This window comes from Streptomyces himalayensis subsp. himalayensis, from assembly GCF_013778455.1.
Classification (GTDB): Bacteria; Actinomycetota; Actinomycetes; order Streptomycetales; family Streptomycetaceae; genus Streptomyces; species Streptomyces himalayensis.
In genome coordinates this window covers 17,382-30,861 of record NZ_JACEHE010000024.1, presented here as the reverse complement: position 1 = coordinate 30,861, position 13,480 = coordinate 17,382, and the positions used below count along the sequence as shown (strand labels likewise).

Genomic DNA, 13,480 nt, shown 5'->3' with positions numbered 1-13,480 from the left:
CATGGGCAAGCCCGACACCCGCCAGGTGGACCGCGAAATCCAGAAGACGACGCGCAAGCTGGAGGCGGTCCGCCGGGGCGAAATGTGGCCCCTGACCAGCTCCGAGCGCCGCGCCGTGCTGGGCGCGCTCGCCAGCGGCTCGTACCGGGTCCTGCGCGGCAAGAGCACCACCCGCGCGGAGAACCGGGTGGAGTCCACCTCGAACGCTGCTGAGACCCGGCTCACCGCGGAACTGACCGCCCTGCACATGGAGCGGCAGCGGATCGTGAACGAGGCCGCCGCCGCCAAGGCCGCCAAGAAGTCCTCGGGGTGGTGGTGAGCATGGACCGTCGCTGTCCCGCCGCTCACCCGGACGACCCGACGCCCTGTGTCGGCCCGCACGATGCCGTGACCGTCCTCGATCGCAGCAACGCCGGGGCGACCGGTTGCGAGCACCACGCAGCCCGCCTCTTGGCCTCCCTGACGGGTGGTCGGGTGTTCTCCAACCCGGAGCACTACGGAGCTGCGACTCGCGTGCACAAGGCCGCCTGCGACCTCCGCCCGTTCGCGTGGTACGAGGACGCCCCGCGTATCGAGCCGTCCCAGCTCAGCCACGCGGAGAACCGCGCCCGACACGGCCGCTGACCTCACGCAAGCCCCGCCCGCGCTGATGCCGGGCGGGGTGGCTGGCCCCCTCAACTTTCCCGCCCCGTTTCGGGGTAGTCAGGAGCCTTCCCCCCTCAGGGCCGCCGAAGTCCGCACCTGGCTCGCCCGCGTCGCCTCCGAGTGCCAGTGCTGCAAGCACGGCTGGGACAAGGAACGCCCCGAGCCGCAGTGCTGCGCGGCAGGGAAGTGCTGCCAGACGCTGCTGTCCCGCCGAATGGTGCAGTCCATCCACGCAGTACTCAGGAACGCCCTCCAGAACGCCGTCAGGGAGGAACTGATCGTGCGGAACGTCGCCCAGCTCGTACAGGTGCCCACGCCTTCGTACGACACGGGGAAGGGGCTCAGTGTCGCGGACGCCCGTCTTCTCCTCCGAGAGTCCGCAGAGGACCGGCTGCACGCTCTCTACGTGCTCGCCCTGGTTCTCGGAATGCGCCGGGGCGAGTTGCTGGGGCTCCGCTGGGATGCGCTGGACCTCGACCGCGAGACGCTGGCCGTGGAGCGCGCGCTCCAGCGCGTGGGCGGGGAGCTGCGACTGGTCAAGCCAAAGACCCTGGCATCGGTCCGTACCGTCCCGCTCCCGCCGATCGTGGTGAAGGCACTCACCGAGCACCGCGAGCGGCAGGCGCAGGAGCGTGCGGCGGCAGGTATGGAGTGGAAGGAACACGGGCTGATCTTCACGTCCCGTATCGGCACCCCGCTGGAGCCGGACAACCTCCGGCGGAGCTGGTATCCGCTCCGGAAGCGGCTCGGTCTGGAGATCCGGTTCCATGATCTCCGGCACTCCGCCGTCTCGCTGCTGCTCGATCTCGGGGTGCCGCCGCACATCGTCCGGCAGATCGTCGGCCACAGCGACATTGGCGTGACCATGAAGGTCTATGCCCACGCGTCACTGGACGAGCAGCGGAAGGCGCTCCGGAAGCTGGGCGACAGCCTCTCCTGAGAGCCGTTGGCGTACTGGTTGGCGTAGCCGACACGAAAACACCCCCCCGAAGATCTTCGGAGGGGGTGTTTGCCCTGGTGGGGCGGTTGTGGCTGGGGCCGGGGTCGAACCGGCGACCTTCCGCTTTTCAGGCGGACGCTCGTACCAACTGAGCTACCCAGCCACGCGATCCGCGAAGGGATCGCAGCGGTCCTGACGGGATTTGAACCCGCGGCCTCCACCTTGACAGGGTGGCGAGCACTCCAAACTGCTCCACAGGACCAAGCTGTTGTGTACGAACAGTGTCGCACACGGTGTTACGTGCCCCCAACGGGATTCGAACCCGTGCTACCGCCTTGAAAGGGCGGCGTCCTGGGCCACTAGACGATGAGGGCTAAGGGCCCGCCTGGGCGCTTCGCAGCGCGTCGGGGACGTGAGAAGCATATGGGATGCGGGGAGCTATCGCCAAAACGGTTTACGGCGGGGTGGTGCGGTGGTGCGTCGGGAGCGCGCAGACGCTGGTCAGGGGCCGACGGAGGGTTACGGGCCGGAGCGGCCCGGCGACGGCGCGGACGGGGTCGCCGAGGAGGTGGCGGGCGAGGGTGCCGGGGACGTGCCTGGTGAGGTTGTCGAGCGCGTGCCCGGTGCGGTCGCCGGGGGCGTGTCCGGTGAGGGCGCGGACGGCGTCGGTGTCGGCGAGGCTCCCGGCTGGTTCTCCTCCGGGAGGTGGCGGCTGACCTCGGCCGTCGTCAGGCCCAGGCCGCCCAGCCTGATCTCGTCCCAGGCCTGCAGGCGCTTGGTGTCGCGGTCCAGATAGAGGACCGACGCCTCCACCGGATCGGGGTTCTTGCCCTCGACCGCTCGCAGCCCGCTCCCGCCCGTCGACCCCTCGATCCTCAGCCGGGTGCCGAGCTTCAGGACCTCCATCTCCTGGTGGTGGACGTGGCCCGCGAGGACGAGCGGCACCTCGCCGTCCGTCTCCCGGGCCGCCACCGGGTTGTGGGCGATCGCGACGTCGGCCGGCGTACCGGCGGCCTGCTGGTCGCGCAGGGCCGAGGCGAGCCGGATGCCCGCCATGCGCTCGGCCGGATCGCCCTCGGCCTTGACCGAGCGGTCGGGCGTGTACTGCGGGTCGCCCGTCCCGGCGAACCGCAGGCCGCCGACGGAGACCGCCCTGCCCTCGTCCAGTACGTGGACGTTCTTCATGTCCTCCAGATAGCGCTGGGTGGTGAGCGAGTCGTGGTTGCCGCGCACCCAGACGTAGGGCGCGCCGAGGTCCTCGATGGGATCCAGGAACGCGTTCTCGGCGGCCGTGCCGTGGTCCATGGTGTCGCCGGAGTCGACGATGACATCGATCTCGTACTGCTCGACGAGCGAGGAAATGATGTGCCAGCTCGCCGGATTGAGGTGGATGTCCGAGACGTGCAGCACCCGGATGGTGGAGGGGTCGGGTGCGTACGCGGGAAGCGTGGACGTCACGTCGTACAACTTGGTCACGTTGGTCACCAGACGCGCCAACTCCTTCTGGTAGACGTCGAATTCGGTGACGATGCTGCGTGCGTTGCCGACGGCGGACGGGGCGCTGGTGAGCAGGCCGGAGAACTTGGGCTCGAGGACCGAGTTCGGGTTCCAGGTGACGAAGGCCGTGCCGGCGGAGGCGGCGAGCAGCGTGAGGGCGAGGCCGCCGGCCGCGAGGGCGCGGCGGGGGCGGCGGTAGACGGCGAGCCCGAGGGCGGTGGCGCCCGAGACGACGGCGACGCAGGAGCGTACGGCCAGGTCGCGCGTGCCGTCCTCGACGTCGCGGGTCACCTCGTCCTGCAGGCCGGACAGCCGTTCCGGATGCCGGACCAGAGCCTCGGCACGCACCGGGTCGAGCCGGTCGACGTCCACGTCCAGGCGGATGGGGGCGATGTGGGAACGGAGCTCCAGGTCGCCGAGCGGGGAGATGTTGATCTTCGTGCCGCCTGTGAGGGATGGCCGCAGCGCCATCCGTGTGTCCACGGGCCCGACCGGGGCACGGACGCTGCCCACGATCAGCAGGCCCAGCCAGGCCCCGAGCAGCACGACCGCGACGAGGCCGAGCGCACGGGCGTAGGGGTGCGGGGGATGGACCAGTTCACCGACGGGGCGGGGGTGACGGGACCGGTAGTGGCGTAGGAAGGCCGTGGGGACGTGGCGTACGAGCGCGGCGGAAGCACTCCGTACGTAGGGCGGCACGAGGCGCGGCACGATGTGCGGGACACGCTCCAGGATGCGGGCGAGGACGCGGACCATTGGTCCCGTATGCCCAAGTGCGCCGCACCGTATGCCCCTGCTGCAAACGGCGGATGTGCGGCTTTCTCCTGTGCGCCGGTGGATACGCGGAGTCGTGGCCGACAATGGCCGTGTGCTGGAGATGACGCGCGAGGAGTTCGAGGAACTGGTCGCCGAGGCGTTGGACCGGATCCCGCCGGAACTGACGCGGCTGATGGACAACGTGGCGGTGTTCGTCGAGGACGAACCGCCGGCCGACGATCCCGAGCTGCTCGGGCTCTACGAGGGGACGCCGCTGACCGATCGCGGTGAGTGGTACGCGGGGGTGCTGCCGGACCGCATCACGATCTACCGGGGGCCGACGCTGCGTATGTGCGAGTCGCGCGAGGACGTTGTGGTCGAGACCGAGGTGACCGTGGTGCACGAGATCGCGCATCACTTCGGGATCGACGATGCGCGGCTGCATGCGCTGGGATACGGCTGAGCCGGCGCATCGGGCGGAAGGGCGCGAGACGGGTGCCGGTGACGGGGCCGTTCGCCGGGTGTCCGGTCCGGGTTCCGTGTCTTCTTGTGGGCTCCGGGAGTTGGGCAGTGGGATCCCGTCCCCTGCACCGATGTCAGCCCCCTGCACTGATTTCTGCGTGCCGCGCCCCGGAGGTGCCCGCCCGTGCGCCACTTTTTCGTATCCGTCCGTTGGGCTGCCGTGGTGGTGGCCGTCGCGGCGACCGCAGGCTGCATGAGTGTGAGCGACGACGGGACGGGGCAGGCCCCCGCCCAGTCCGTCGGGCCGCGCGGCGCCGCCGCTCCCGACGGGGGCGGGGCGGCGTCGGCCGCCAATGGCTCCGGTTACGGGAACGGGCGCGACGGTGGGAAGGGAGCGCCGCACCCCAGGGGGTCCGCGTCCGATTCGGCCCTGCCTTCGGAGTCGGCCTCCGGTGCGGGCTCGTCCGGGCCGACGAAGAGCGAGAAGCCCGGGTCCCCGCAGGCGTCGCCGACGAAGTCGAAGCCCAGCAGGAAGCCCAGGCCCAAGCCCAAGCCGACTGAGACGCCCACGACCCCGGACCCGTCACCGGTGGACGCGTCGCCGACGCCGAGCACTGAGCCCTCCCCGACCGCGGAACCGTCGTCGTCGGCCCACGAGCAGAGGGCGGCGCAGGGCGCGGGGGCGGGCATTTCTCCGCGGGAGCCTTCGCCGGAGGCGGGGCACCCGGTGTAGGGCCTCTCGTTTGCAACGCGGAGATGTGCGTGCCAGGCCCCGCGAGCCCAGCCTGATCCAAACGAGAGGCCCTAGGCGGCGGCACACTCCCGGAGAGAGCCGGGCGGCCCGCTTCGGGACGGCTCGGAAGGCTGCCGGGAGGAGGCGGCGCAGCTCCGGGAGGGGCTTCGCCGGGCTCTGGGAGGGGCGTCGCCGGGCCCTGGGGAAGTCGGCGCAGGCCTTGCGGAGGGGCGGCGAGTGTCTGCCGCACCGCCGTGAGCTGCGCGTATGGGGTTCGGTTTGCGCTCGGGGGTGGAGGGTGCGTATGGTGGCAGATCGTTTGATCCCATTTGCCCGGCGCCATGAATGACGCGCCGCGTGTGGCGCGTACTCTCCCTTGCCGTGGCCGGACCGCATTGAGGCGGTCGATTGCGAATTCACGGAGTTTGGGCGCGTGCCGAGACTCCGGAAGGTTTCGCATTTCGCATGTCCGTTTCCAGTACTGACCGTTCCGTCCTGCCCGAGAACGAGATCGAGATCGCGGAGGTCGCCGCAGCGGCCGCCGCCGAGAACGCCGCCGACGAGGCGCCCGAGGCCTCCGCCGAAGCCGAGCCCGAGCTCACCTTCGCCGACCTCGGTCTGCCCGAGGGTGTCGTCCGCAAGCTCGCGCAGAACGGGGTCACCACGCCCTTCCCGATCCAGGCGGCGACCATCCCGGACGCCCTGGCCGGCAAGGACATCCTCGGCCGCGGCCGCACCGGCTCCGGCAAGACCCTCTCCTTCGGCCTGCCGCTGCTCGCCACGCTGGCCGGCGGCCACACCGAGAAGAAGCACCCCCGAGGCATCATCCTCACCCCGACCCGTGAGCTCGCGATGCAGGTCGCGGACGCGCTGCAGCCGTACGGGGACGTCCTCGGCCTGAAGATGAAGGTCGTCTGCGGCGGTACGTCGATGGGCAACCAGATCTACGCCCTCGAGCGCGGTGTCGACATCCTCGTCGCCACGCCGGGCCGGCTGCGCGACATCATCAACCGCGGCGCCTGCTCGCTCGACAGCGTGCAGATCGCGGTCCTCGACGAGGCCGACCAGATGTCCGACCTGGGCTTCCTGCCCGAGGTCACCGAGCTCCTCGACCAGGTGCCGGCGGGCGGTCAGCGCATGCTCTTCTCCGCGACGATGGAGAACGAGATCGCGACCCTGGTCAAGCGCTACCTGAACAACCCGGTCAGCCACGAGGTCGACGCCGCGCAGGGCGCCGTGACGACCATGTCGCACCACATCCTGATCGTGAAGCCCAAGGACAAGGCACCGGTCACCGCCGCGATCGCCGCGCGCAAGGGCCGCACCATCATCTTCGTCCGCACCCAGCTCGGCGCCGACCGCGTCGCCGAGCAGCTGCGCGACGCGGGCGTCCTCGCCGACGCGCTGCACGGCGGCATGACGCAGGGCGCGCGCACCCGCACCCTGGCCGACTTCAAGGACGGGTACGTCAACGTGCTCGTCGCGACGGACGTCGCGGCCCGCGGCATCCACGTCGACGGTATCGACCTGGTCCTGAACGTGGACCCGGCCGGCGACCACAAGGACTACCTGCACCGCTCGGGCCGTACGGCGCGTGCGGGCCGCAGCGGCACCGTCGTGTCGCTGTCGCTGCCGCACCAGCGCCGCCAGATCTTCCGGCTCATGGAGGACGCGGGCGTCGACGCCTCGCGCCACATCATCCAGGGCGGCGCCGCGTTCGACCCCGAGGTCGCCGAGATCACCGGCGCCCGGTCGATGACCGAGGTGCAGGCCGAGTCCGCGGGCAACGCGGCCCGGCAGGCGGAGCACGAGGTCAAGGACCTCGCCAAGCAGCTGGAGCGCGCCGAGCGCCGGGCCGCCGAACTGCGCGAGGAGGCCGACAGGCTGACCGCCCGTGCGGCTCGTGAGCGGGGCGAGGACCCGGCTGCCGCGGTGGCCGAGGCCACCGTCTCCGCCGCGGCGGAGGCGCTCGCGGAGGCCGCGGTCGAGGCAGCCGTTTCGGTGCCCGAGCAGCCGGTGGGCGAGCGCGCCGAGCGTCCTGCGTACGAGGAGCGTCCGGCGTACGAGCCGCGTCAGCGCCGTGACGAGCGGGGCAACTACGAGCGTCGCGACCGCCGTGACAACGACCGCGACCGTGACCGGGGTGGCTTCGGCGGCCGTGACCGTGACCGGGACCGTGACCGTGGGTTCAACCGGGACCGTGACCGCCGTGACGGTGACCGCGGTGGGCGTTCGTTCGAGCGCCGTGACGACCGTCCGTCGGGCGGCTTCCGTCGGGACAACGACCGCGGCGGGTTCCGCGGTGACGACCGCCCCTCGGGCGGCTTCCGCCGGGACAACGACCGCGGTGGCTTCAACCGCGACCGTCGCGACAACGACCGTGGCTTCGACCGTGACCGCCGTGACGGCGACCGCGGTGGGCGCTCCTTCGAGCGCCGTGACGACCGTCCGTCGGGCGGCTTCCGCCGGGACGACCGTGGTGACGGCCACCGTGGTGGGCGTTCCTTCGAGCGTCGTGACGACCGCGGTGGTTTCCGCCGCGACGACCGTGGCGGCCGTTCCTTCGACCGCCGCGACGACCGCCCGTCCGGCGGCCACCGCAGCGACCGGCCCTTCAACCGCGATCGCCGCGACGACCGGCCTTCCGGCGGCGGCTTCCGCTCCGGCCACGACCGCCCGTCTGGGCGCCGTGACGACCACCGCGGGACCGGCTCGTTCGGCCGCCGCGAGGACAAGCCGCGCTGGAAGCGCAACGGCTGACCCGCGCTGAACAGACCCTGAAGGGCCCGGACGACTTCGGTCGTCCGGGCCCTTCGGCGTTCGTCATGAGGTGACCAGGAAACCACTTCTGACCCCCAAGTGCCTCCTGGTACGCTCCGGTTGCCCTGCTCAGGGCGCGCACATCTCGCGCACTTCTCGCGCACAGCACACTTGCAGCCCGCGGGGCTGAGGGGGATCCATGGCTCGCCACACCTTCGTACGCCGTCGTGCGCTCAGACGCGGAGGCGCGGCGCTCGCCGCTGTCGCGGCTGTCGTCGCGGGGCTCAGCGCGTCGACCTCGGCGGGCGCGGCCGACGCGCCGACGCCCATCCAGACCGACGGGGTCTGGGGGATCGATTTCGCGGGCGGCACGCTGAACACGGTCGAACGCGCGGCGTCCGGCGAGCGGTTCGTCTTCGCCCGGCAGGTGTCGCCGGACGGACTGTCGGCGAGCGCCCGGACGAGCTGGGGCTACGCCGGCACGTACGCGTACGGCCAGCACCTCAAGGAGGTGCCGTGCGACGCCGGCTCCTGCGTGGTGCTGCGCGCCTCGGGCAACGGGAACGTCGGCCACTTCTTCGTCGAGGACGGCAAGGAGTACGCCCAGATCCACACCAGCCCGGACGGCTACCACTCGGTGGAGGAACCCGGCGTCACAGGCGCCCGGTTCGTGGACGTCAGCGGCCGCTACTACGCCTACAACGCGACCTCGACAAGCAAGCAGTACGTTGACGACGTGGAGGTGTACCGCACCACGTCCGTGCGGATGACCCGCTCGATCATCGCCGCCTCGATCTGGGGCAGCAGGCTGTACACGCCGGGCTCCACCACCGGCTCGGTCACCTCGTACGACCTGGAGCAGAAGAAGGTCATCGAGACCCTCGCCACCGGGGCGCCCTGCCCGGTCAAGGAACTGCAGGCGGTCGGCCGCTGGATCTACTGGAACTGCGGCCCGACCGGCGCCGCGGGCGTCTACGACCGCTCCACGAAGACGAAGATCACCGTCCCGTCCGGTCTCGCACTCGTCGGCGACGGCTATCTCGTCCGGCACGACCGGACCACGGGCAAGCTGCTGCTCACCGACTTCCACACCGGTTCGGCCGCGGCGCCGCGGGAGATCGCCGACCTCCCGGCCGGGAACACCGCCGACCAGCGGCGGCTCACCTGGGCGGTGGACCGGTTCGGCGGCGACATCGCGTACGTCGGGCAGGACAACGCGATCCGCATCGTCCCCAGCGGCGTACCGTCGGCATCCCTGGCGAAGACCGAGTCCGAGCTCGACGACGGCCTCCTCGACCTCAAGGACACCTCCGGCGGCTCGGTCTGGTCGAGCACCTGGCAGCTCAACAAGCCCGCGAACTGGACGTTCACGGTCAAGGACGCGCTCGGGCGCACGGCCCGCACGATCAGGGGCGGCCCGGACACCGAGGTCGACCTGATCTGGGACGGCAAGACCAACGCCGGCACCTACGTCTACAGCGGCATGTACTCCTGGACGCTGACCGCCACGGCGGCGGAGGGCGCGGGAACGTACACCACGAGCGGCAAGATCTCGGTCGGCGGTGGCCGCCAGGGCTTCCACGACCAGGGCGGGTACGCGTTCGGCGAGCTGGCCACGCTCAACTCCTCCGGTGGCCTGACCCTCCACTACACCAGCGGCAAGGGCACCTTCGACTCGAAGCGGTCCGCGTCGGGCTGGCCCGCGGGCACGGTCGCCGTCCCGTTCGGTGACATGGGCAGCGACCGCTGCTCCGAGATGCTGGTGCGGATGCCGAACGGCGAGCTGCGCCGGTACTCGGGCCACTGCGGCAGCTCCTACTCGCCGAGCAGCAGCCACACGTCCCTCGGCACCGGCTGGAACGCGTACAACGTGCTGGTCGCGCCCGGCGACCTGACCGGCGACGGGCGTACGGACCTGCTGGCGCGCAAGGCGTCGACCGGTGACATCTACGTCTTCGCCAACGACGGGCACGGCAAGCTGGCGGCCGGCAAGAAGATCCGCACCGGCTGGACCGCGTACACGAAGATCGTCGGCGCCGGGGACCTCAACGGCGACGGGTTCGGGGATGTCCTCGCGCGCCACAAGGACGGCACGCTCTACCGCTACGACGGCCTGGGGAACGGGCTTTTGAAGGAACGCGTGAAGCTGTACTCGAACTGGGGCGCGTCGTACAACGCGATCGTCGGGGTCGGGGACATCACCGGTGACGGGAAGAACGACCTGGTTGTGCGGGACACCGCAGGCGGCCTGTACCGGAACGCCGGCTATGGGAACGGTTCGTTCGCACCGCGCGTGAAGATCGCGAGCGGCTGGCAGGGGTACAAGGGCCTCTTCTAGACCGGCTTCGACCCAGGGCCCGCCCGCGTCGGCCCGGTCACGGTCGGGTTTCGGCCTTTCTGTGGCGCATGTCATGCCCCCAGCGAGGGAATCGCTGGGGGCATGACAGATGAGGCGGTCGGTGGTGCCGCTGAAACCACCGGTAAGCCGGCGCCGGACGCGTCCGGCGCCGCGCACTTGACGGACGAGGAGCGGCTGGCCCAGCTGGGCTATACGCAGGTCCTCGCGCGCAGCATGTCCGCGTTCTCGAACTACGCGGTCTCCTTCACGATCATCTCGGTCCTCTCCGGCTGTCTGACCCTGTACCTCTTCGGCATGAACACGGGCGGGCCCGCCGTGATCACCTGGGGCTGGGTCGGCGTCGGTCTGATGACGCTGTTCGTCGGTCTTGCGATGGCGGAGATCTGCTCGGCGTATCCGACGTCGGCCGGGCTCTACTACTGGGCGTACCGGCTGGCGCCGTCGCGGAGCGCGGCCGCGTGGGCCTGGTTCACGGGCTGGTTCAACGTCCTCGGCCAGGTCGCGGTGACGGCCGGTATCGACTTCGGCGCGGCCTCGTTCCTGGGCGCCTACCTCAATCTGCAGTTCGGCTTCGAGGTGACGCCCGGCCGTACGATCCTGCTCTTCGCCGGGATCCTGGTGCTGCACGGCCTGCTGAACACGTTCGGCGTACGCATCGTCGGCCTGCTCAACAGCGTCAGCGTGTGGTGGCACGTCATCGGCGTCGCCGTGATCGTCGGGGCGCTCACCTTCGTACCGGACAGCCACCAGTCCGCGAGTTTCGTGTTCACGGAGTTCGTCAACAACACGGGATGGGGCAGCGGTCTGTACGTGGTGCTGCTCGGTCTGCTGATGGCGCAGTACACCTTCACCGGGTACGACGCCTCCGCGCACATGACCGAGGAGACCCACGACGCCTCGACGGCGGGTCCGAGAGGAATCGTTCAGTCGATCTGGACGTCGTGGATCGCGGGCTTCGTCCTGCTGCTCGGCTTCACCTTCGCCATCCAGTCGTACGACAAGGCGCTGGCGTCCCCGACCGGCGTACCGCCCGCGCAGATCCTGCTCGACGCGCTCGGCGCGACGGCCGGCAAGCTGCTGCTGCTCGTCGTCATCGGTGCACAGCTGTTCTGCGGCATGGCCTCCGTCACCGCCAACAGCCGCATGATCTACGCCTTTTCGCGTGACGGCGCCCTCCCGCTCTCCCACGTCTGGCACACGGTCAGCCCGCGGACGCGCACCCCGGTCGCGGCGGTCTGGCTCGCCGCGGGTGGCGCGCTGGTGCTGGGCCTGCCGTATCTGATCAACGTCACGGCGTACGCGGCCGTGACCTCGATCGCGGTCATCGGCCTCTACATCGCATACGTCGTACCGACCATGCTGCGCCTGTGGAAGGGCGACGCCTTCGAGCGCGGTCCATGGCATCTCGGCGCGTGGTCACGGCCCATCGGGATCGTCGCCGTGGTGTGGGTCGGCGTCATCACGATCCTGTTCATGCTGCCGCAGGTGGCCCCGGTGACCTGGGAAACCTTCAACTACGCGCCGATCGCCGTCCTGGCCGTGCTGGGCTTCGCGGCAGCCTGGTGGCTGGCCTCGGCCCGCCATTGGTTCCTCAACCCGGAACACGCACGCACGCTCGCCCGAGAGGCGGCACGGGAGGGGGCGTTGGAACCTCTGGACCCGTGAGGCCGAGGGCCTGGCTCCGCCGACCGGGTGTCGGCGGGGCCTCGGGCCGCGTGCCCGTCTTCCGCGGCCGATGTGCCGTCTTCAGCGGTCGATGTGCCGTCTTGGGCGGTCGATGTGCCGTCTTCGGCGGTCGGAAAGACGCGGTCCACCGATACCCGATCGGAGACGCGGGCTCGTCCGGCTATGCTCGGGGATGCAGTAACGCGGGCCGTTAGCTCAATTGGCAGAGCAGTGGACTTTTAATCCATTGGTTGTGGGTTCGAGTCCCACACGGCCTACGAGGAAGGCCCAGGTCAGAGGAGATCTGATCTGGGCCTTCAGTGCTTTTCGGGCCCAGCCGCCCGGAAGCGCCAATCCAAAAGGGCGCCGTCGACGTAGTACAAGCAGGGTCGCAACCCGGGGGGCACGCCCCCGGTCGGCTGGTTCGCGTCCAGCGGGGGCCTCGGTTACAGAGACGTGCTCCTCGTATGCGCCGGGCGAAGCCGGCGACCGCGCCGCTCCTCCCTTGCGGCTGCGGCCACCCGTCTCGTGCCGGTGAGAGCGCGGGATGATGGAAGGAGAGGAGCATTCACCATGCGAGCACAACGCGCGAGGCGTCTCGTCGCGGTGTCCGCGGCCAGCGTTCTGATGGCCGGCAGCGCTGCGGTCAGCGCAGCAGGGACGGCCGCAGCAGCAACCCCTGCCGTGGACACTCATGTGACCACCTACCACTGCGACCGCGGTTACTGGGGCGGACGCTGCTTCGATCACCGCGATCACCGCGATCACCGATTCGACCACCGCTTCGATCACCGATTCGACCATCGCTTTGACCACCGCTTCGACCACCGCTTCGATCACGGCTTCGTGATCATCGTTGTGGGCTAGCAGGGCGCCGCGCCCGGGTCGGCTTTGGCCGGCTCGGGCGCGGTCGCGTATGTGGGCTTGGTGGTCGCCCACGTTCCTACCTCGAGGCTCTCGGGTTTCCCGGGCTCGGCGTCGCGGCATTCCCGCGCGACCCGCGCACGTATTGCCTCGTCCTGCTCTCTTACTCGCCCGGCTCTCTTGCTCCTCCTACTCGTCCCACGCCTGGATCAGCGTCTGATCGACGATCTTGCCGTCTCGTAGCGACATCATGGAGCTGGCCAGCACCTTGACGCCGTCGGGATACTCGCAGGACTCGGTGAAGGCGACGTGGTCGCCCTGGACCACGCACTGTTCCAGCTTGTGGGTCATCTCGCGGCCGTAGATGTCGTTCAGCATCTCGCTGATCTCGTTGCGGCCGTGCTTGATCAGTGGATGGCTGGGCTGAGTGTTGCGGTCGACGACGCGGACTTCCGCATCGTCCGCGTAAAGCGACAGGAGCGTGTCCGCGTTGTGGCCTTCGATGCCCTGGCGCAGGATTTCGGTGTCGAAGGCGGGGCTCGCCGAGGTGCCCATGGTGACCTCCTTCTGACCTCTCCTTCGAGGCTCCTCCGCAGGATGGGCCACGGCAACCGGTGCCGGTGGCACAACCGCCCGCCCGGCCTTCGCGGGGCCATATCCGCTCGCCCGGCCTTCGCGGGGCCTTCGTCCGGCCTCCACGGGGCCGCCGGCCGAGGGCAGGGGGAAGGCCGGCGGCCCCTCCCGCGCAACCAGTGCACGGCCGGAGCACTACCGGTGCGCCTGCGTTGTGCGGTCCGCC

At 70.3% G+C, this 13,480-nt stretch carries 11 protein-coding genes and 4 tRNA genes; 9 read left to right on the top strand and 6 right to left on the bottom strand.

Features of this window, described 5'->3' with window-relative positions; genetic code table 11:
* Position 1 precedes the first annotated feature (1 nt).
* The 3 genes from H1D24_RS30615 (at position 2) to H1D24_RS30605 (ending at position 1,585) form a co-directional block, all read left to right on the top strand.
* Positions 2–319: a hypothetical protein gene (locus H1D24_RS30615; RefSeq protein WP_181660977.1), complete on the top strand. Its 318-nt coding sequence runs from the start codon at positions 2–4 to the stop codon at positions 317–319.
* 2 nt (positions 320–321) lie between these two features.
* Positions 322–624, top strand: coding sequence for a hypothetical protein (locus tag H1D24_RS30610; RefSeq protein WP_181660976.1), 303 nt, complete (start codon positions 322–324; stop codon positions 622–624).
* Positions 625–859: 235 nt separating this feature from the next.
* The gene (locus tag H1D24_RS30605; RefSeq protein WP_258564427.1) at positions 860–1,585 is read left to right on the top strand and encodes a site-specific integrase; all 726 of its coding nucleotides are present in this window, start codon (positions 860–862) and stop codon (positions 1,583–1,585) included.
* 89 nt (positions 1,586–1,674) lie between these two features.
* On the opposite strand, the gene H1D24_RS30600 is transcribed toward H1D24_RS30605, so the two are convergent.
* The 4 genes from H1D24_RS30600 to H1D24_RS30585 form a co-directional block, all read right to left on the bottom strand.
* Positions 1,675–1,748: transfer RNA gene (locus tag H1D24_RS30600), tRNA-Phe, on the bottom strand.
* A 24-nt stretch (positions 1,749–1,772) separates the two neighbouring features.
* Positions 1,773–1,847, bottom strand: a tRNA-Asp gene (locus H1D24_RS30595).
* Between the two features lie 39 nt (positions 1,848–1,886).
* Positions 1,887–1,959, bottom strand: a tRNA-Glu gene (locus H1D24_RS30590).
* Between the two features lie 145 nt (positions 1,960–2,104).
* On the bottom strand, positions 2,105–3,838 hold the full coding sequence (locus H1D24_RS30585; protein ID WP_181660975.1) for a metallophosphoesterase family protein: 1,734 nt from the start codon (positions 3,836–3,838) through the stop codon (positions 2,105–2,107).
* 112 nt (positions 3,839–3,950) lie between these two features.
* Here H1D24_RS30585 and H1D24_RS30580 point away from each other — a divergent pair, with 112 nt between their 5' ends.
* A complete protein-coding gene (locus tag H1D24_RS30580; protein WP_181660974.1) occupies positions 3,951–4,301 on the top strand; it encodes a metallopeptidase family protein in 351 nt (116 codons plus the stop codon).
* A 362-nt stretch (positions 4,302–4,663) separates the two neighbouring features.
* Here H1D24_RS30580 and H1D24_RS30575 read toward each other — a convergent pair whose 3' ends face one another.
* A complete protein-coding gene (locus H1D24_RS30575; protein WP_181660973.1) occupies positions 4,664–4,990 on the bottom strand; it encodes a hypothetical protein in 327 nt (108 codons plus the stop codon).
* Between the two features lie 508 nt (positions 4,991–5,498).
* Between H1D24_RS30575 and H1D24_RS30570 the strand changes: the two genes are divergently transcribed.
* The 5 genes from H1D24_RS30570 to H1D24_RS30550 all read left to right on the top strand — a co-directional run bounded on the left by H1D24_RS30570 (position 5,499) and on the right by H1D24_RS30550 (position 12,684).
* Entirely contained in the window at positions 5,499–7,793 is a 2,295-nt protein-coding gene (locus H1D24_RS30570) for a DEAD/DEAH box helicase (RefSeq protein WP_181660972.1), read from the top strand.
* A 199-nt stretch (positions 7,794–7,992) separates the two neighbouring features.
* Positions 7,993–10,131, top strand: a complete 2,139-nt coding sequence (locus tag H1D24_RS30565) for an FG-GAP-like repeat-containing protein (protein ID WP_181660971.1) — start codon at positions 7,993–7,995, stop codon at positions 10,129–10,131.
* 102 nt (positions 10,132–10,233) lie between these two features.
* The gene (locus tag H1D24_RS30560; RefSeq protein ID WP_246460758.1) at positions 10,234–11,817 is read left to right on the top strand and encodes an amino acid permease; all 1,584 of its coding nucleotides are present in this window, start codon (positions 10,234–10,236) and stop codon (positions 11,815–11,817) included.
* Between the two features lie 205 nt (positions 11,818–12,022).
* Positions 12,023–12,095: transfer RNA gene (locus H1D24_RS30555), tRNA-Lys, on the top strand.
* Positions 12,096–12,390: 295 nt separating this feature from the next.
* Positions 12,391–12,684, top strand: a complete 294-nt coding sequence (locus tag H1D24_RS30550; protein ID WP_181660970.1) for a hypothetical protein — start codon at positions 12,391–12,393, stop codon at positions 12,682–12,684.
* A 186-nt stretch (positions 12,685–12,870) separates the two neighbouring features.
* Here H1D24_RS30550 and H1D24_RS30545 read toward each other — a convergent pair whose 3' ends face one another.
* Positions 12,871–13,236, bottom strand: coding sequence for a nuclear transport factor 2 family protein (locus tag H1D24_RS30545; protein WP_181660969.1), 366 nt, complete (start codon positions 13,234–13,236; stop codon positions 12,871–12,873).
* Positions 13,237–13,480 lie beyond the last annotated feature (244 nt).

Bases quoted from the DNA above. Each gene is read 5' to 3' on its own strand.
- H1D24_RS30550 (WP_181660970.1), top strand. From the start codon at position 12,391: ATGCGAGCACAACGCGCGAGGCGTCTCGTCGCGGTGTCCGCGGCCAGC.
- H1D24_RS30560 (WP_246460758.1), top strand. From the start codon at position 10,234: ATGACAGATGAGGCGGTCGGTGGTGCCGCTGAAACCACCGGTAAGCCG.
- H1D24_RS30615 (WP_181660977.1), top strand. From the start codon at position 2: ATGGGCAAGCCCGACACCCGCCAGGTGGACCGCGAAATCCAGAAGACG.
- H1D24_RS30605 (WP_258564427.1), top strand. From the start codon at position 860: ATGGTGCAGTCCATCCACGCAGTACTCAGGAACGCCCTCCAGAACGCC.
- H1D24_RS30570 (WP_181660972.1), top strand. From the start codon at position 5,499: ATGTCCGTTTCCAGTACTGACCGTTCCGTCCTGCCCGAGAACGAGATC.
- H1D24_RS30610 (WP_181660976.1), top strand. From the start codon at position 322: ATGGACCGTCGCTGTCCCGCCGCTCACCCGGACGACCCGACGCCCTGT.
- H1D24_RS30565 (WP_181660971.1), top strand. From the start codon at position 7,993: ATGGCTCGCCACACCTTCGTACGCCGTCGTGCGCTCAGACGCGGAGGC.
- H1D24_RS30575 (WP_181660973.1), bottom strand. From the start codon at position 4,990: ATGCCCGCCCCCGCGCCCTGCGCCGCCCTCTGCTCGTGGGCCGACGAC.
- H1D24_RS30545 (WP_181660969.1), bottom strand. From the start codon at position 13,236: ATGGGCACCTCGGCGAGCCCCGCCTTCGACACCGAAATCCTGCGCCAG.
- H1D24_RS30585 (WP_181660975.1), bottom strand. From the start codon at position 3,838: ATGGTCCGCGTCCTCGCCCGCATCCTGGAGCGTGTCCCGCACATCGTG.